General features: G+C 48.6%; 14 protein-coding genes. 10 read left to right on the plus strand and 4 right to left on the minus strand.

Translation table 11 applies throughout. The annotated features are described in order from the left end of the window. Positions 1-46: 46 nt before the first annotated feature. Entirely contained in the window at positions 47-1,273 is a 1,227-nt protein-coding gene (locus GWC95_RS04545) for a trans-sulfuration enzyme family protein (RefSeq protein ID WP_161817470.1), read from the minus strand. A gap of 58 nt (positions 1,274-1,331) precedes the next feature. Here GWC95_RS04545 and GWC95_RS04550 point away from each other — a divergent pair, with 58 nt between their 5' ends. Then, the gene (locus tag GWC95_RS04550) at positions 1,332-1,820 is read left to right on the plus strand and encodes a DinB family protein (protein ID WP_161817471.1); all 489 of its coding nucleotides are present in this window, start codon (positions 1,332-1,334) and stop codon (positions 1,818-1,820) included. A 60-nt stretch (positions 1,821-1,880) separates the two neighbouring features. On the opposite strand, the gene GWC95_RS04555 is transcribed toward GWC95_RS04550, so the two are convergent. Further along, positions 1,881-2,870: a beta-ketoacyl-ACP synthase III gene (locus tag GWC95_RS04555; protein WP_161817472.1), complete on the minus strand. Its 990-nt coding sequence runs from the start codon at positions 2,868-2,870 to the stop codon at positions 1,881-1,883. Positions 2,871-3,143: 273 nt separating this feature from the next. Here GWC95_RS04555 and ruvA point away from each other — a divergent pair, with 273 nt between their 5' ends. After that, complete coding sequence (gene ruvA, locus GWC95_RS04560) at positions 3,144-3,728, plus strand: Holliday junction branch migration protein RuvA (RefSeq protein ID WP_161817473.1); 585 nt, start codon at positions 3,144-3,146, stop codon at positions 3,726-3,728. 72 nt (positions 3,729-3,800) lie between these two features. Further along, positions 3,801-11,081: a T9SS outer membrane translocon Sov/SprA gene (sov, locus tag GWC95_RS04565; RefSeq protein ID WP_237722053.1), complete on the plus strand. Its 7,281-nt coding sequence runs from the start codon at positions 3,801-3,803 to the stop codon at positions 11,079-11,081. Between the two features lie 133 nt (positions 11,082-11,214). Here sov and GWC95_RS04570 read toward each other — a convergent pair whose 3' ends face one another. Together GWC95_RS04570 and GWC95_RS04575 are read right to left on the minus strand one after the other, a co-directional pair. After that, a complete protein-coding gene (locus GWC95_RS04570) occupies positions 11,215-12,558 on the minus strand; it encodes an ABC transporter permease (RefSeq protein WP_161817474.1) in 1,344 nt (447 codons plus the stop codon). 27 nt (positions 12,559-12,585) lie between these two features. After that, positions 12,586-13,521 (minus strand): ABC transporter ATP-binding protein, encoded by a 936-nt coding sequence (locus GWC95_RS04575; protein ID WP_161817475.1) that lies wholly within the window; start codon positions 13,519-13,521, stop codon positions 12,586-12,588. 131 nt (positions 13,522-13,652) lie between these two features. Here GWC95_RS04575 and GWC95_RS04580 point away from each other — a divergent pair, with 131 nt between their 5' ends. The 7 genes from GWC95_RS04580 (at position 13,653) to GWC95_RS04610 (ending at position 19,400) form a co-directional block, all read left to right on the plus strand. After that, positions 13,653-14,654 carry a zinc dependent phospholipase C family protein gene (locus tag GWC95_RS04580; protein WP_161817476.1) on the plus strand — a complete coding sequence of 334 codons (1,002 nt, stop codon included), beginning with the start codon at positions 13,653-13,655 and terminating at the stop codon, positions 14,652-14,654. A gap of 105 nt (positions 14,655-14,759) precedes the next feature. Continuing rightward, positions 14,760-15,410, plus strand: coding sequence for a hypothetical protein (locus GWC95_RS04585; RefSeq protein ID WP_161817477.1), 651 nt, complete (start codon positions 14,760-14,762; stop codon positions 15,408-15,410). Between the two features lie 24 nt (positions 15,411-15,434). After that, entirely contained in the window at positions 15,435-16,241 is an 807-nt protein-coding gene (locus GWC95_RS04590) for a sensor histidine kinase (protein ID WP_161817478.1), read from the plus strand. Next, positions 16,216-16,860 (plus strand): response regulator transcription factor, encoded by a 645-nt coding sequence (locus tag GWC95_RS04595; RefSeq protein ID WP_161817479.1) that lies wholly within the window; start codon positions 16,216-16,218, stop codon positions 16,858-16,860. Before GWC95_RS04590 ends, GWC95_RS04595 begins: the two co-directional genes overlap by 26 nt. 19 nt (positions 16,861-16,879) lie before the next feature. Continuing rightward, positions 16,880-17,017, plus strand: a complete 138-nt coding sequence (locus GWC95_RS20040) for a Hachiman antiphage defense system protein HamA (protein WP_161817529.1) — start codon at positions 16,880-16,882, stop codon at positions 17,015-17,017. 347 nt (positions 17,018-17,364) lie between these two features. After that, positions 17,365-18,363, plus strand: coding sequence for a hypothetical protein (locus GWC95_RS04605; protein WP_161817480.1), 999 nt, complete (start codon positions 17,365-17,367; stop codon positions 18,361-18,363). Positions 18,364-18,371: 8 nt separating this feature from the next. Then, positions 18,372-19,400 carry a DUF1016 N-terminal domain-containing protein gene (locus tag GWC95_RS04610; RefSeq protein ID WP_161817481.1) on the plus strand — a complete coding sequence of 343 codons (1,029 nt, stop codon included), beginning with the start codon at positions 18,372-18,374 and terminating at the stop codon, positions 19,398-19,400. The last annotated feature ends 302 nt before the right edge of the window (positions 19,401-19,702 follow it).

Genomic DNA, 19,702 nt, shown 5'->3' on the forward strand with positions numbered 1-19,702 from the left:
GCATCACAAACCATCAGCGCGTGACGTTTATCAAAAAGCTTTCGGATTACGCTTTCAGCGCATTGTCAAGATCGTTCAGGATATCGGCAATGTTTTCAATCCCCACACTCATCCGTATCAATCCGTCTGTGATGCCATAACGGATCCGTTCTTCGCGTTTCAACCCGAAATGGCTCATCGTTGCAGGATGTGAGATCAATGTGTCAACCGTTCCCAGTGATACGGCGCGTACACACATCTGCAGTGCGTCTATAAAACGGCGTCCCGCGTCCAGTCCGCCTTTCAGTTCATAACTCATCAGGGCGCCCCCGTGCCGCATTTGTTTTTTTGTTACGGCATGATCAGGATGTGATGCTAACCCATTGAAATTTACATGTGCGATCTTTGGATGCGCCGAAAGAAATTCTGCCACTTTTACTGCGTTCTCACAATGTCTTTCCATACGCAGCTCCAGGGTTTTCATCCCTTGTGTAAGCAGGAACGCATCGAACGGGTTGCTGTTGCCGCCCAGCAAAGCGTGCCATTTCCATACACGCGTGCGCATGAATTCAAGATCCTTCCCCAGCAGTACACCACCAATAGCAGTTCCATGTCCGTTCAGGAATTTCGTAGTGGAATGAAAAACAAAATCCACCCCGTATTTAAAGGGTTGCTGCAGGTAAGGCGTTGCAAAGGTGTTGTCAACTGAAACGGTAAGGCCCTGTTGTTTGGCGAGTTTTGTAACCGCATCGATATCCACACACTGGATGGTTGGGTTGGCCGGCGTTTCTATGTGCACGAGTTTGATCGATGGATCTTTTTTCAGCGTGTCTTCAACAAGGTTTAGGTCGCGCATATCGATAATGGTGGTATGAACACCCATCTCCGCCAAAACTTTCTGCAGCAACTCCTGCGTTCCGCCATACAGGGAAAAATGGGAGAGAACCGTATCGCCCGATTTAAGTGTGCTGAGAAACAGGGTTGTCATGGCCGCTTGCCCACTCGCATGCAGCAATGCCTTTACCTGTAATGGTTCGCCACCGGCATCGCTGATGCCGAATGTTTCAAGCGCCGCGATGGTTTCTTCTGCGGTGGTGAAAGTGGGGTTGCCCCAGCGGCTGTAGATCTTTGTTTTATCGGCCCCTGCAAATCGCTCGCTGCCCTGTAGCGCAGAATCGAAGGTAAAGGTGGAGCTTGCATAAATGGGCGTAAGGTGAGCATAGTCTGCGTTCTGTTGTCCTGAAGCGTGTATTGCCACGGAGCCGATGCCGGTAAGCGGGAATTTTTTATTCATTATTTTTGGTTGATCGATTTTATCGGCGCAACGGCCTTCTCCAAAAGTAAAACTAAACATGAAGCAATTACTAACCTCGTTCACCAAATATGAGTACTGGGCAAATGAAAGATTGTTACCGGTAATTACCTCGCTCACCGACGAGCAGCGGCACCAAAGCATCGTAAGCAGTTTCCCGTCTATTCACAAAACATTGCTTCACATATGGGATGCGAACACGATCTGGTGGCAGCGGCTCCGGAGAGAAGAAGAGATCATTGTGCCGAGCCTTACATTCCATCCAAACATGAACGATATTGAAAAAGGGCTGCTTCAATCCAACCAGAAATGGATCGACTGGATAGAACAGGCTTCGGAAGCCGACCTTGAAGAGATCCTGCCCTACAAAACCATGAAAGGAGATGTTTTTGCGCAGGCGGTGAAAGAAATCGTTCTACACCTCGCCAACCATGGCAGCTACCACCGCGGGCAATTGGTTACGATGTTGAGACAGGCAGGTATTGAAAAGATACCCCAGGTAGATTATATCCTGTATGCCAGGAGTTAGAAAGTTCCCTGCGCTGAGGCTCCGGGGTTGGTAACCCAAACGCAGGGAAGGCTGTTACAATCAATAGGCCCATTTAACCCAGGTGGCGCCCCAGGTAAAACCACCTCCAAATGCGGCCAGCACAATATTATCGCCCTTTTTCAGCTGGCTCTCCCATTCCCACAGGCAAAGGGGAATGGTGGCGGCCGTGGTATTGCCAAATTTCTGGATGTTGATCATTACTTTTTCCATCGGCAGACCCATGCGGCTGGCGGTGGCATCTATAATGCGGAGATTGGCCTGGTGCGGTACGAGCCAGGCGATGTCGGTGCCGGTCAGGTTGTTCTTTTCAAGCAGTTCCGCGCTCACATCTGCCATTCCTTTTACGGCAAATTTGAAAACGGGCTGGCCCTCCTGGTAAGCAAAATGTTCTTTGGCAAGAACCGTTTCCACTGTAGCGGGTTTCAATGAGCCACCGGCTTTCATGTGCAGGTATTGGCGGCCGCTGCCGTCGGTTCTGAGTATGCTGTCTTTGATACCGTTCTCATCCACCGAAGGCTCGAGCAATACCGCCCCGGCGCCATCGCCAAAAATGATGCAGGTGGCGCGGTCGGTATAATCCACGATCGCGCTCATCTTATCAACGCCCACTACCACCACTTTTTTGTAGCGGCCGCTTTCTATGTACATGGCGCCCGTGGTAAGGGCAAACAGGAAACCGCTGCAGGCGGCGCTCATGTCGTAACCCCACGCGTTGGTGGCGCCAAGTTTATCGCAGATGATGTTCGCGGTGGCGGGAAAGACCATATCCGGGGTAACCGTGGCGCAGATGAGGCAGTCGATGTCTTTCGGGTCGAGGCCCTTTTTGCGCAATAATTCCTGCACAGCCGGAACGGCCATATCGCTGCTCGCTTTGCCGGGTTCTTTCAGGATCCGCCGCTCGGAGATGCCGGTGCGGGTGCGGATCCATTCATCGTTCGTATCGACCATCTTCTCCAGGTCAAAATTCGTAAGTTTCGTCTCGGGAACATATCCTCCTACTGCTGTAATAGCTGCCGTAATTTTACTCATACAGATTTTTGATTGGCGCAAAGCTATAACATTTTGTTTTCGGAATTTGAACCGAAGGGAAGGGGGTAAGCCGGTTAAACCGACAAAAATGGCCGGGGCAAAGGATTCGCCGGGGTTTAGGGTTTTTTACACCGGCCGTTCCGTTGTTTCCCCATATCGGGGCAAAATCCCCCCTAAATCAAGCCTGTTCCCGGGAGCCGGCAAAAAAACAGGCGTTTTATTTCGTGCCAGACTGCGGCTGACACCGGTTTTTCACATATTTTTGACGCCGGTATGATCGCTTTTGTAAGAGGACATTTTGCTGTAAAAACGCCCGCCCGCATTGTGGTGGATGTGAACGGGGTAGGATATGAGTTGCAGGTGAGCCTCAACACCTATTCTTCCATCGTTAACAAAGACAGCGGCCAGCTCTTTACTTATCTGCACATCACCGAAAATGCCCAGACCTTGTTTGGCTTTGCGGAAATAGCGGAAAAAGAGATGTTCCTTCACCTCATCAGCGTTTCAGGCGTAGGTGCAGCAACGGCGAGGATGATGTTGTCAGGTATGAAACCCGACGAGATCGCCCGCGCCATCGTTCAAGGCAACACAAAGCAGCTGGAAGCGATCAAAGGGATAGGAAAGAAATCGGCGGAACGGTTGATCGTGGAGCTCAGGGACAAGCTCGGCAAACATCCGCTCGATTCCGCCGTTGCAGTGGCCGGCTTCCCGGCGGTGGATGCAGACGCAGTTACCGCGCTCATCGCACTCGGTATTGGACGGGCCATGGCAGAACAGGCGGTGAAGAAAACAACCGCGGCACTGGGAGACAACGCATCATTGGAAGATATCATTAAACAAGCACTCAAAAATCTATAGTCTATCGCCTTTATTTCTACCTAACCAGTTACCAGTAGCAAATTGTATCCACCTGTAACCAAGCTCAACTGTTTGAAGAAGGCTGTTCAACGTTTAGCATACATCGCATTCCTGCTTCTCCCGGCAATGGGCGCCCGGGCGCAGCAACAGAAAGATTCTGTTCATTTTCCTATCAGCGACAGGAGGGGCGACCCGTATTCAAACCCGAGCAGGAACCCATTTGACCTGCGCGATACTTCGCTTATCAAAAGAGACATCCAGTACGACCCCGCCACCCGGCAATATTATATCATTGAAAAAGTAGGCAATAAATTTTACCGCGTTCCCACCGTTCTCACGTTCGATGAATTCATGCGCCTCCAATCGCAGAAAGACGAAGCCGATTATTTCCGCAAACGCGCCAATGCACTCACTGCCCTCAACCTCAAAACGCAAAGACCCAAAATGCGGGTATACGATAAACTGTTCGATCGCATTTTCGGAACAACGGCCAATGGTTTGAAAGTGAACATCGTGCCTACCGGTGAGGTGAACATTATGGCGGGGTACCAGGGACAAAACATCGAAAACCCTACGCTGCCGGAACGCGCACGGAGAAACGGCGGATTTGATTTCGATATGAACGCGAAACTGAATGTGAACGCGAACATCGGCGACAAACTGAAATTTCCCATCAATTACAATACACTTTCGAATTTTGGTTTCGACAACCAGTTGAAACTGGATTACAAAGGAATGGACGACGAGATCATCAAAAGTCTCGAAGCCGGTAACATTTCTTTTCAGTCGCGAAGCACACTCATGCCCAGCGCACAGAATCTTTTTGGCGTAAAAACGCAATTGCAGTTCGGGAAATTATTTGTGACGGCCGCTCTCGCCAACCAGCGTTCAACAAGGCAGTCTGTGGGCTTGTCTGGTGGAACCGCCACGCAGAACTTCAGCAAAAAACTGGATGATTACGAAGAGAACCGCCACTTCTTAATGGCGCAATACTTCCGCAACACGTACAACAAAACGATGTCCAACCTGCCTGTCGTAAACTCGCAGGTACAGGTACAACGCATCGAGGTATGGGTGACCAACAGAACGGGGGCAACAACAGATGCGCGCGACATTGTTGGTTTCATGGACCTGGCAGAACCGCAGCCCTTCAACCCGAATGTGCATGGCACTCCGGGTGCGGGACAACTGCCCGCCAACGGCGCGAACGATCTTTACAATTCACTGAATGGCAACCAGGCCGCGCGCAACCCTTCTGCTATTAATTCTATCCTGATCGCAAGGGGACTGCGCCCGGTAGACGATTACGAAAAAACATTTGCACGCAAACTCAACCCAACGGAATATTATTTCAACCCGCAGGTAGGCTTTGTTTCGGTAAACGTGCAGCTGCAATCGGATGAGGTGCTTGCCGTTGCTTACCAATACACCTACAACGGGCGTGTTTACCAGGTAGGAGAGTTTTCGCAGGATGTGGCCCTGGATTCAACAAAGGGTGTGCAAAAGGTGCTGTTCCTCAAATTGCTCAAAGCCACTTCGCAAAGAACCAGTTTGCCCATATGGGGATGGATGATGAAAAACGTATACTCGCTCGACCTGTTCGGCGGTATACAGAAAGACGATTTCAAACTGAATGTGTTGTATGAAGAACCAAGCGGCGGACTGAAACGATACCTGCCCGAAAGTTCGCCTGCGGTTGATGGTAAATCGTTGCTCCGCATTTTAAACCTCGACCGCCTCAACAACCGGAACGATCCGCAACCCGATGGCGTATTCGATTATGTAGAAGGGTTTACGGTGCTGCCCACCATGGGCCGCGTGATCTTTCCCGTTCTTGAACCGTTTGGGCGCGACCTGGATACCCTGGCCTTCTCGGGCCAGCCGCTTGCAACAAGAAGAAAATATGTGTACTACCAGTTGTACGATTCCATCAAGGCCATTGCGCAGACCTATGCGAACCTGAACAGGTTTGTGATGCAGGGACAGATAAAAGGAAGCGCCGGTGGATCGGAGATACAACTGAACGCATTTAATATTCCGCCGGGATCTGTAACAGTAACGGCAGGCGGACAGGTACTGCGCGAAGGGCTCGATTATACGATCGATTACAATTTGGGAACCGTAAAAATCCTCAACGCAGGGATATTGAGTTCCAATGTTCCGGTAAACGTTTCATTCGAAAACAACGCCGGCTTTGGCGTGCAGCAAAGGAATTTTACGGGGCTGCGACTCGATTATGTGGCAAATAAAAAGCTCACCCTCGGAACGTCGTTCATGCGTTTGGCGGAGCGCCCGTTCTTTACCAAAATGAGTTATGGGGATGATCCGATCAGCAACTCGATGTATGGTTTCGACATCAGCTACCGCTCCGAACTCCCGGGCCTTACGCGTTTGCTTGATAAACTTCCTTTCTATTCAACCAGGGCAAGATCGGCCATCACCGCCTATGGTGAGGCCGCTGTTTTAAAACCGGGCCACCCTTCCCAGATCGGCAGCGGAAGCTCAGGCCTGATCTACATCGACGAGTTTGAAGGAACACGCACAAGCATCGACCTGCGTTTCCCGCTGGTTGCCTGGACACTGGCCTCAACACCACAGGGCAATCCAAGATTCCCCGAAGCAGGGTTGACGGATTCGATCGATTACAATTTCAACCGTGCAAAACTTGCCTACTACAACATCGAGCCAAACCTGCAGGACCGCAACTCTACCACGAACCCATTGCGGAGAAACCTCGCGGAGCTGAGTGATCCGCGTGTAAGGCAGGTTTATACCAATGAACTCTTTCCGCAGCGGACAACCAATATCACCGATGTGCAGGCATCAACATTTGACCTCGCATTTTACCCGAGGGAAAAAGGGCCGTACAACTACGAATACAGGCCAACACAAATAGATACCGCAGGAAAACTGCTGCGCCCGCAGGACCGCTGGGGCGGATTGATGCGCGCGATAGACCAGACAGATTTTGAAACAGGGAACATCGAATACATAGAAACATGGATGCAGGACCCGTTCATTTTAAACCCGACAAGTGCCGGCGGTAAAATGCACATCAACCTGGGAAATGTGAGCGAGGACATACTCAAAGACGGCAAACGTTTTTTTGAGAATGGCTTGAACACACCAAAGATTCCCGCATCGGTAGACAGCACCAGCACATGGGGTGTAACGCCGGTGAACCCGATACAGGTAACACAGGCGTTCAGCAACGATCCCGACGACAGGCCCTACCAGGATGTGGGTTTTGACGGATTGGACGATGCGGGCGAGATCCGCAGGAAAGGATACATACTGCAAAGGCTCGGCAATAATTTCGGGACCTCATCCTCTGCGTACCGCAAAGCCGCAGCGGATCCTTCTTCCGACAACTACACCTGGTACCGCGATCCTGTGTTTGATGCATTGGGCACAGGAATACTCGGCCGTTATAAAAACTACAACAACCCGCAGGGCAACTCGCCGCTTGCATCAACCAGCAGCCAGTTTACTTCTGCGGCCACACTGTACCCGGATAACGAGGACCTGAACCGCGACAACACACTCAACGAAACAGAATCTTATTACGAATACGATATCGAACTGAAACCGGGAATGGATGTGGGCATCACACCCTTCATCACCGATAAACGACGTGTGCGTGTTGTTTCTGCAGATGGTGTGGAGCGGTTTGAGAACTGGTTCCTCTTCCGCATCCCGGTAAAAGGATATACCAGGAAAATAGGAACGATACCGGATTTTAAATCGATCCGTTTCGCCCGTTTGTATCTTACCGATTTCTCCGATTCGGTTGTATTGCGTTTGGCAAGGCTCGATCTTGTAAGGAACCAATGGCGCCAGTTCCAGTTCAACGTAGATACAACAGGGCAATACACGCCTGTTAACAATGCAGGCGGAACCACATTCAACACACTGGCGGTAAACCTTGAAGAGAACAGCAGCCGTACACCTGTTAACTACATTATGCCACCGGGCATCGAACGTGTGCAGTTGCTGAGCAACAACGGTGTGAACCTGCAGCAGAATGAGCAGGCGATGAGTTTGAAAGTGACCAACCTCTTCACCGGCAATTCGCGCGCGGTAGTTAAAACCATGAACCTTGATATGCGCCAGTATGGAAGGTTATCCATGTTCCTGCACGCAGAATCGGTAGTAGGGCAAAGAGCCATTGCCGACGATGAGATGAACGCGATCGTGAGAATAGGGCAGGACTTCCTGAACAACTATTACGAGATCAAGATCCCGCTTAAGATCACACCTCCGGGGCGGTATACCGTTGGGCAGGAAGAAAAAGTATGGCCCGCCGCAAACAACCTCGACATCGCACTGCGTGCACTCATCGATCTGAAAATAAAAAGGAACAATGCAGGTGCATCCGTTACCAATATTTACCGGCAGCAGCTCGATAACAAAACCATTTCCATCCTGGGTAATCCCAACCTCGGGGAAGTACGCGGCATCATGATCGCGATAGAAAACCCTTTTAAACCAGACGGGCAACCGATCACAACAGAAGTATGGGCGAATGAACTCCGTCTGTCTGAACTCGACGAGCACGGTGGATGGGCCGCGCTTGGAAGGGTGGACCTTACCCTTGCCGATCTGGGTACCGTTACCGTTTCTGCAAACACCCACTCAAATGGGTTCGGAACCATTGAACAACGCGTGAACGAACGCTACCGCGATAACCTGCTGCAGTTTGATGCGGCGGCAAGCATTGATGTGGGTAAGCTCGTTCCAAGACAGGCGCGCCTTTCATTACCGGTTTATGCAAGCATCAACAGGACCGTGTTGACACCGCAGTACGATCCGTACGATCTCGACGTATTGTACAAGGAAAAACTGAACGGCGCCGCAAAAGACAAACGCGATTCGATCAGGAACGCGGCGGTTGACCAGACAACCATCCGTACCATCAACCTCACCAATGCACGCATACTTCCGGGTTCCGGTAAACCGGGATTGTTCAGGCTGAGCAATCTTGATTTCAGTTATGCCTATTCGCAGATACAGCAATCAAACCCCGTGATCCTGTCCAACACCGTTACGCGGCAACGCGGCGCGCTGGGTTACACATTTGTAGGAGGAAGCAGTTTTATAGAACCCTTTAAAAAACTGATCCGCTGGCAGTCGCCATGGGTTTCGTTCATCAAGGATTTCAACTTCAACCTCAAACCATCGTTCCTGAGTTTCAGGGCCGATATCAACCGGCAGTTCGGCGAGTTCATCCCGCGTATCGTGAATACGGTGGATAGCAAAGTGGAAAGGGTGGATACCACGTACGATAAATATTTTACGTTCGACAGGTATTATGGCGCGCGATGGGATCTTACACGATCGCTCAATTTTGATTTCAACGCCATCAACAATGCGCGCATCGATGAGCCGTTTGGAAAGATCGATACAAAAGAGAAAAAAGACTCCGTGCGCAAGAACCTTTTCAAAGGCGGGAGAAATACTTTGTATACACAGAAGGCCACGCTTACCTATGCACTTCCGTTGAGCAAGATCCCGCTTACCGACTGGATCCGTGCCAACTACAGCTACAGCGCCAGCTACAACTGGATAGGCGCGAGCCGCCTGGCGGTAAACCTTGGGAACACGATAGAGAACAGCCAGGAAAATACGTTCCGTGCAGAATTCAACTTTGCGAGCCTGTATGCAAAATCGAAATGGTTGCGTGCGCTTGACAACATTCCGGCGCCCAAACCAAAACCCGACCCGAGGAACCCTGTGGGTGTGAAAGATTTCCCAAGCAAAAATCCATTGGGCGATGCCATTCCTACCAAAGAAGAGATCGCCAAGGGGCTGAAGGGAAAAGCGCGGAGGGATGCGGTCAAAAAATGGCGGCAGATGAAACGCGATGCGCGCACCGCCGATAAGCTCGCCAGGGCCAATCAACCGATCGAGCTCAACGGCATCACAAGAACAGCAGGTAAATTACTTACCGCGGTGCGCAACATCGGTGTAACCTATACGGCCAATTACCGCAGCCGCGTTCCGGGTTATATGGACAGCACACAATACATAGGCCAGAACTGGAAATCGATGGCGCCGGGGCTGGATTATGTTTTCGGGAAACAACCGGATGCGGCATGGCTCGATAAACAGGGGTCGAAAGGCTTGATCACACGCGACAGCACATTCAACTTCCTGTTCCGCCAGACTTTTGAGCAGCGCCTGAGCATAACGGCCCAGCTCGAACCGATACGTGAGTTCATCGTTGACCTCAATTTAGAAAGAACATTCACCAAAGAATACACCGAACTGTTCAAGGATACAACAGGATCTGCGGGATTAAGACACCTGAACCCGCTGGCGAGCGGCGGATTTAATGTATCGTATATTTCATTCAACACCTTATTCGGTAAACAGAACCCGAACGAGATCTCGGCAACGTTCAGGACATTTGAAAACAACAGGCTCATCATCAGTAAAAGGGTGGCAGAGCAGAACCCTTACTGGCAAGCGCTTCCGAACGGGCAGAAATTTACTGCCGACGGTTATGCAAAAGGATACGGCCGTTATGCGCAGGATGTATTGGTGCCTGCCTTCATTGCAGCGTACACGAAGAAAGATCCGAACTCGGTTGCGCTCATCAAACAGTCCAATCCAAACATCAGCGCCAACCCGTTCAGCGGCATCATTCCGAAACCGAACTGGAAACTGAGTTATACGGGGTTGAGCAAGATGCCGGCATTGGCCAATATTTTTACAAGCATCAACATCTCGCATGGTTACAACGGCAACCTGAGCATGAACAGTTTCAACAGCGCACTGCTTTACCAGGATCCGTTCCGATTCAGTGCGCCAGGGTTTATCGATACGGTAAGCGGTAATTTTATTCCTTATTTCCTCGTGCCAAACATTACGATCAAAGAATCGTTTGAACCATTGATCGGCTTTGATGTAACAACCGTTGACAACCTTAGCCTCACGTTCCGCTATGCAAAAAGCAGGCAGTTGAGCTTGAGCCTGATCGATTACCAGTTGAGTGAGAGCCGCAGCACAGAATGGGTATTTGGTGCGGGATTGAAAAAGAAAGGGGTGAAACTTCCATTCAGGCTGCCGGGTGCAAAAGGAAAAGTATTGCAGAACGACCTGAACCTGCGCCTCGATGTTTCCATGCGCGATGTTTCAACAAGCAACAGCAGGCTAGACCAGGCGAATGCATATGGAACCGGCGGGCAAAAAGAGATCACCATACAACCGTCGGTTGATTATGTGCTGAACAACAGGATCAACATCAAACTCTTCTTTGACCAGCGGAGAACGATACCATACATTTCAACCTCTGCACCGATGACGAATACAAGGGCGGGAATCAATATCAGGGTGTCGCTGGCGCAGTAAGAAGTAGTTTACGGGTTGAACGAGAGATAGGCATGTAAATGTGCCCGGCTAAAAGAATTCCAACAAGCGGTTATAAAAAAAGCTGCCCCACATTAAAGGGGGCAGCTTTTTTCTATTTGTTGAGTAAGGCTGATCAGTTACTGCGGAAAGCCCATTTGAACATTTCCTTCCAGGACACTTTCTTTCCATACATCAAAAGGCCGGTTCTGTAGATCTTACCCGCCAGCCATGTGGTGAATATAAACCCGGCGGCAAGCGTTAACATGCTCGTAGCAAGTTGCCAGTAAGGAACCGTTCCCGGTACACCGAACGAAACCCGCGCCATCATTACGATTGGTGAGCTGAATGGTATGATGCTTGCCCAGAATGCGAGCGGACTGGTAGGGTTTTGAATAACGCTTGTCATGATCACAAAAGAGAAGATGATCGGCATCATGATCGGCAATGTTAGGTTTTGTGAGGCCTGGATGTCTTCCATCACGCTTCCTACCGCAGCGAAGAGCGCAGCATAAAACAGGTAACCGCCAAGGAAATAGAAAATGAAACAGCCGATGATCACCGGCCAGTTGGCAGTGTTCATAGAGTGAGTTACGGCATACAGTTTCTGTGCGCCCTCACTGGCCTGCACCATTCCGCCACCCGGCATGATGCCCCCGTTCTGCTGCAATGTTTTTGCCTGCTCCAGTACATCGTGCGGGATGAAACCCTGCGCAGCGGTGATCAGCACAAACATCAGAATGATCCACAATAAAAACTGGGTAATACCTACGGCGCCAACACCAATGATCTTTCCCATCATCAGCTGGAATGGTTTTACGCTGCTCACGATCACTTCCGCAATGCGGTTCGTTTTTTCTTCCATTACACCGCGCATCAGCATCATTCCATACACAAGCATTGTGATGTAGATGAGAATACCGCAGGCGTAACCGATCATCGTGGCCATACCTTCGTTGCTTTCGGTTGCCTTGTTGTCGTTGGTGAGCTGTTCTGTTTTCAGCTCGGCAAACTGCGATTCTTTGTGGATGGAATCGAGCTGCGATTTGCGGATGCCGTTGTCCTGTAATCGTTGGTCCTCGATGGCGGCATTGATGCGTCTTTCAACCGATTTTTTCAACCCGTAACCCAGGCTTTTTTCGGAGCGGATGATGTAGTTGGTTTTGCCCTGCGGGTTGCTCAAATCGGAGATCAGTAAAATATCGGTGTAGCCTTTTGCAATGAAATTGCTCGTATCAACACCTTCGGGGAAGCTGAACTCGAGTTCCTCGGTTCCTTTCAGGTTGTTTTTGAAGATCCCGCTTTTGTCTATTACCGCAATGTTGTGTTTGGATGTATTGTTGCCGCGGATCGACATCCATATATTGATGCCGAACAAGCCTGCAAACAGGAGCGGCGTAAGCAACGTGGAAAGAATGAACGCTTTGTTACGTACCCTTGATACGTATTCGCGTTTTATGATCAGTGCTATTTTATTCATGGTATGAGGTTGAAGAGTTGAGTAAGGTTATTGTACAGGTTGAAACGCTCTCGTGGTGGCCTTTGTGCCTTCCACCAGCCCGATGAAAATATCATTAAGCGAAGGCAGAATCTCATGAAAGGCTTCAATGGTCGTGTTCTGCTGTATAAAATGCTGCAGCACATCGTTGCTCCTGAACCCTTCTTTGATGCGTACCGTTAATGCGTTTGCCTTCTGGTCAACCAGTTCGAACGAATTTCCCTGTACGCTGGCGGGCACTTCCTGGAGTTTGATGTGGAACTTGTTCTCCTTGAACTGCTGTTTTACATCGTTCACGGTTCCGTCGAGTATTTTCTTGCCCATGTTTACCAGCACGATATGGTCGCAGATCTCTTCTACCTGTTCCATCCTGTGCGTACTGAAAATGATGGTGCTGCCCCTTTGTGCAAGGCCGTAAATTTCATCTTTGATGAGGTTTGCATTCACGGGGTCGAGGCCGCTGAATGGCTCATCGAGTATAATGAGTTTGGGTTCGTGCAAAACGGTGGTAACAAACTGGAGTTTCTGGCTCATGCCCTTACTCAGGTCCTCAACTTTTTTGTTCCACCAGCTGTCCATTTCGAGGCGCTTGAACCAGAATTTTATTTTGGCCATTGCATCGCTGCGCGAGAGGCCCTTGAGTTGCGCCAGGTAGAGCGCCTGTTCGCCGATCTTCATTTTTTTGTAAAGGCCCCGCTCCTCGGGCATGTAGCCGATCTTGACAATGTCGTTGTGCGGGTCAAATTCCTTTCCGTCAAACTGGATATGGCCGCTGTCGGGATAAAAGATCCCGGTGATCATACGCAGCAAGGTGGTCTTGCCGGCGCCGTTCGGCCCCAGCAAACCGAAAATGCTGCCCGGCTGGAGGGAAAAACTGATATCATCTACCGCTTTCTGGGTAGCGTAATATTTTTTCAGGTTTTGGAGTTCTAGGAGATTGTTCATAGCGGTTTTAGGTTGTGGTCAAATGTAGCGTATATTTTTTTCGCTGTACAGCGGGTTAGTAGGAATGTTCACCTAAATATTACAGGGCGGGTACTAAAAAACGATAAATTCGCGGCATTAATATGAAAATCATGGGATCAGTCAGAAAATTTGGTGTTGCGGTTGTATTATCGGCGTTGTTGATCATTGCGGGTGGATGGGGTTTCCTCATTCACAGAACCGTTCACCAGCTGGCGGTGTACGAGCTGCCCGCTCCAATGGTCCCGTTCTTTTACCAGCACATGGATTACCTGGTAAGCAATGCGCCACGGCCCGACCAGCGCAGGAATACCGACAGCACGGAGGCCCCCAAGCATTTTATAGACCTGGAAATGTTCGGCACCGATGCGGCCCATACCATGCCGGCGGATTGGGAAAGCGCGGTGAAGAAATATACCAAAGACAGCCTGCTGAAATACGGCTATGTTCCCTATCATGTTATCTATATGAAAGGAAAACTGACAGATGCATTCAGGAAAGGCAACAAAGACAGCATCCTGTTTTATGCAACCGATCTTGGCCACTACATCGGCGATGTGAATGTGCCTTTGCATACAAGCGTGAATTACGACGGGCAGCTCACCAACCAGAAAGGGCTGCATAGTTTGTGGGAGTCTATGATACCGGAAATACTGGTGGGAAACTACAACCTCTATTCAGATCACAAAGCCACTTACCTGAAAGATCCGGCGGCGGCGGTATGGACGGCCATCAGGCGCTCATTCAAACTGGTGCCCGAGATGCTGGAAAAAGAAACGGAAGTGAGCAAAAGCTTCACTCCCGAAACAAAATACCGCGTACAGATGCGCAACGGACGGGAGTCGCGTAGCTACACTTCTGAATTTGCAAAAGCATATGCAGCGAGTTTAAAGACAAGTGTGAACGACCAGCTCATCCATTCAACCGATATGGTGGCGGATTTCTGGTATACATGCTGGGTAGATGCCGGCAAACCCGACCTCACCAAACTATGCAATGCATGGACAGTGGAAACACAGGCAAAATTTGATGCGGAGATAAAAGCTTTCAAAGAAAACAAACTCATCGAAAATAAATTACTGCTCTCCAAACAAGGCAGCGCTCCGCGCGATTAATACCGTGAAACTACGGTGCCAAAACAAGTATAAATACGGTAATTCATAAATCAGCCCTTTTCTATATTTAGGTAATTGTAATTTGATTCACCTAAACATGGCTGCGTGAATATTTTTTTCAACCCGGTAACAGAGCTGATCAGCGTTCTCATCGCTGCTGTTTACTATGCGAGGATCAGGTACTCGGTTAGTAAATGGTTCCTTCCATTTCTTCTTTTTGTTGCGGTTGGAGAAATGGCAGCGGGCGCTTTCCTGGAAACGAACAACATTCATATTTACTACATCATCAGCATCGGCGAATCTGTTTTTTACGGGTACCTCTTTTACCATCTTTCGAAAAACCGGTTGCTGAAAAATTTTATCAGGGTTTTCAGCTGTTTTTTTGCACTTGCGTATTTATATGGATTGATCTTTCACACAAGCAATGCTTCTTATTACATCCTGTTGCTCGCCACCAGCGGTTTTTTTCTTGCGCTGGTTTCGTTGTTGTATCTCTATGAAAGAGTGAACATTGACGATGATACCGACCTGGTAAGGCAGCCCGGTTTTTGGGTGGCATTGGGTGTGTGTATTTTTTTCTCCGGCACATCGATCGTTTTCAGCCTGCACGATTTTATTTCTAAGGAGAACCTCAGGCTTTTTGGATATAAGTTGTACTGGATCATCCCCCAGATCCTCAGTTTCTTTTTATACACGTGCATCTCTGTTTCAATCATCCTGCACCCAAAAAGAGAACACAGGAGCGCTGAAGAATAAGAGCGCGCCTAAATACGAACCTGTATGCATATAGATAAAGACATCATCGTCATTGCCGTTGTTGCCGGTAGTATTTTTATTGCGATGTTTGGCGTTACCACCTTCCTGATAGCCGTGAGCTTCACCAAACGCAAACGCAGGCTGCTGCTCGAGCGCGAAGTGCGCGAGGCTTACTACCAGAAAGGCGTGCTGCAGGCGCAGCTGGAAATGCAGGAACATACATTCAACATCATCAGCCAGGACATTCACGACAACGTAGGGCAGATCCTTAGTCTTGCGAAAGTGAACCTCAACCTCCTTACCCTCGAACAAAAAGAAAATGAATCGTTCCAGCGCATCAAGGAGCTTGTGGCCAATGCGATTGCCGAACTGCGTCATTTGGGAACGGGTTATTATGCAGAACGGCTGGTAGAAAAAGGATTGGTGGATGCGATCAGGCACCAGCTCAACCAGCTGGAAAAAACCGGCCTGTTCACCACATCCTTTGAAACGCAGCTGGAGAATGTATCGATGGAAAAGAACGACCTTATTTTTTTATACCGCATGATGCAGGAGGCGATCAACAATGTGATCAGGCATTCGGCGGCCGACCGCGTAACGGTGAGCCTGCTCCAGAAAAACGACGAGGTGCACATAAGGATCACGGACAATGGCAAAGGATTTGCGCTCACGCACAAAGATTTCAAACCCGGTATAGGCCTCAACAGCATCCGCCAGCGTGCGGAGATGATCGGCGCGAAGGCCGATATCAGCAGTACGCCGGGAACAGGAACGGTGATCCATCTTTCATTCAAGCAAAAAGCATATGATAAAAATAGCGTTGGTAGATGACCATGTTGTGCTGCGCCGGTCGCTCGCCATGCTTATCAAAACGATGGGTGGTTTCCAGGTGGTGATCGAAGCGGGCAACGGAACTGATTTCTTACAACAGTTGAAGGTCGGCCCCATTCCCGATATTGTACTGCTCGATGTGGCCATGCCGGTAACCGGGGGCGTGGAAACGGCAATACTGTTGCAGAAGCAATATCCCTGCATAAAGATCATCGTGCTCACGCTTGTAAAAAGCGATCACGTTAAAATGCGCATGGTCAAGAGCGGCGCGCGTGCTTATCTTTTCAAAGACTGCGACACCGAAGCATTGCGAAACGCCCTGCACGATGTACACGAAACGGGTTATCATTTCAACGAAGATTTTACCATTGAAGAAACGCAGCAGAAAGCATCTTTCTACAAACCACCCCTCAACGCACAGCAACGCTCGTTCCTGCGCTGGGCCGCCGCCGGCCTCACGCACCGCGAGATCGCAGACCGGATGCAGGTGAGCCAGCGCACGGTAGACAGCTACCGCGATACGCTTTTCAAAAAACTGGATATCAACTCGAGGGTGGGGCTCGTGAAATATGCGATCAGGAACGGGTTTGTTAATTTTGAAGAAGATCATGTGAGATGAGCTTGCCCCTGATCTCCAAATATATTTCAAAGACGCCATTAATGTGAATGTGCATGGATTTGATGGCGTGCATATCAGCATCAACGGCGATCAAAAAAAACTGTGGCTTGGCGAATCCAAATTGTACTCCCGAGTAATGGCAACCGTACCAGGATAACTTTTTCATCTCGCCGGCGGCAGCAATTAGGGGCTTTTACCCCTACCATGCAATCATCAACCAAAGTATATTTGCCCCCTTTAATATTCACAATTCCAAAACTAACCGAATGAAAAAATGAAGATCCATTTGATTACAGGGGTATGCCTGCTATCCATCCTGATGCTGAGCTGTCACAAAAATGAGGTTGTTCCTCAGCCAGTAGGCCTCGACGTTAATATGGCGGGCAAAGTAATCAATGGCTAGATATAAGAAAAGCCCGTTACAGCAATAATTCGGCTGAATCCGTTTCGATCCAGGTCAATACTATAGTAACTACCGCAGGATCGAAATGGGGTAATATAAATTTGCTGAAGGAAAACCTGCGATTCGATCTGGCAACGACTGAAGACCGTGACGCTGATAGAAAATATCTCGTCATACCAGTCAATGACCGCATGCTTGATATAAAAAAGTTGGATAAAAACGGGTCACTGTACTTACTTATTCTCATTGATAAAACAAGTGAAATAAAATCAGGAAATATTGTCTATTACCGACCCGTTGATGGAAAAAAGAGTGTTAAGCTGGACAGAAATGTGTTTTCGGGAATTTTCAATAATAGCCCGCTGAATGTGAGTGGAAAATTTCATTTTCTAGACCTCACAGGCCGCCTACTCTATCAGTATGAGTACAAGAATGGAAACAGATATTCATTTGGAGTCGTTAAACCAAAATCCACCGGTCAGATAAACGGAAATAAAACAGACAACGTGTGTATAGACTGGTACCTGGAAACATACATTGAATACACAGATGGCACACGTGAAACCATCAGGGAATATCTTGGAACTACTTGTTACGACTGTAGTGATTTCAATTACATGACGTTGTGCCCCGGTGTAGGAGGAGGTGGAAGCGGACCCTCACAGCCAACACCCCCTGAAGACCTACCCATTATCGAGGATGTAAATGAGGACACACCTGCGGAAGAAGATCCGGCAAATGCACCGGCAGAGTCCCCGGACGATCCAAACGAAGCGCCAAGAAAATTTGACCCTGTCGTCTGGAATCATCATGCAACGATTACTCTCGATGCAGACACGCGTGAGATAACTTTTGTATATCAAGATCCTGCAACGGTCCAACCTTTATATTCCTATATTTACTGGCGTCCGGGAGTGACAGACACCCGCAGGTTATCCCAACCTTTTCAGACATACAAGAATTTCTTTGTCAGTTCTGACGGCAAACGCGTAACATTATCGTGGAGAGGTACATGCGTGGGTAAGATAACGCGTTCGGGATCACCCAATTATGGACGTACAGATTTTTTCTACGACAACACTACCATTGTCAGGCCTTAACTTTGTCTATGATTTTCTCCGAACTTAACCCTGATTCGTTCTCTGCTGTAGTCAACAGGGAACGATCATTTTTATTGCGCTATACCAGCATAGGCCTGACAAGGCTTTTTTGGAACATTGGAAAATCAATAAACAAGTGTCCGTCCTTGAAGCAAACGGATGATGAAAAACTTTCAGCTATTAAGATTCTTTCCGAAAATCTGTTTCATTCCTTTGGTTCATATTTCAATCAAGAGTCGTTATTGCTGATGTCTCAATTTGCTGATAAATTTCCGGAATTTGAGAGCCAGTCAGAATCTGAATGTATTACATGGGATCATATAAAATTGCTTCTGGCAATCGTCAATGATGAAAAGCGAAATTTCTTTACAAATCAGAGCATTGAAAAACTGTTGTCCGCTGATCAGCTCGCCAAATCAATAACCGCTGGTCAACATTCGGGGAAGTTGAATACTGATAATAGTACGAAAATAGGAACACCAGACATTGATAGGATGACTATGTTGGAGCAATCAAAACACTTGCGGCCGGTGTTGATGAATAGCTCTTTTAAGGAACTACTATTCCCCATCAAAAAACTCGCGGGCAAAGTGCGTCGAAATGAGCGCACTTTAGAAATTCTACAGGAGCTGACAGATCAGATAAATGTACTGATTGAATCCTTCAACAATGCTGTAAAGAAGACGCTGGCAAGAACAATTGACGGTGTAAAATGGAATGTAGGTTGCTTTGTAAGGGCAAAACTGGCGACGATTATCGGCCTTGAAAATAAAGAAAAGGTTCTTGATCGTATCTCGATCGAATTATTAGAAGAGTTCGGCAAAACGCTTCCGCCTGAATATTTAAATGAAGCGGCAATCTTTGCGCACATATATTCCTCGAAAAACGCTGCACAAAAATATGACGAGTTTGCCTTTGCGACTTCGTTAAATTCAACAGAGGCAGAAATAGACCTGATTTATCTAAAAAAATCCGATCCCTCTGACATCGTCCAATACGAAATATTACAGGATCCTATCTTATTGTTCTTGTCTTGAGGTGCGCGTGTCAGTGTTCATTGGAGGTGTTTTTGAACTTTAAAAATGATTGATAAGGCTATCAATTTGCGTCAAAAACAGGATCCTTTTTTTTAAAAGTGGCCCCTACGGAAGGATTCGAACCACAGATTGCAAAATCCGATCGCACAGATCAGTTGATTCCGGTTTTGATGTATGTCTAGTCCTAAAATAGCTTTACAGCAATGCCTCTAGGATGACTGAAAAGAAAAAGCAGAAAAGCCAACCAAGCCCGCTCAGCAAAGTGCCATGGAAGCGGCGCAGTAAAGATGAAATGGAGTTAA

Origin of the sequence: Sediminibacterium roseum, from assembly GCF_009939005.1 — a bacterium.
GTDB classification, from domain to species: domain Bacteria; phylum Bacteroidota; class Bacteroidia; order Chitinophagales; family Chitinophagaceae; genus Sediminibacterium; species Sediminibacterium roseum.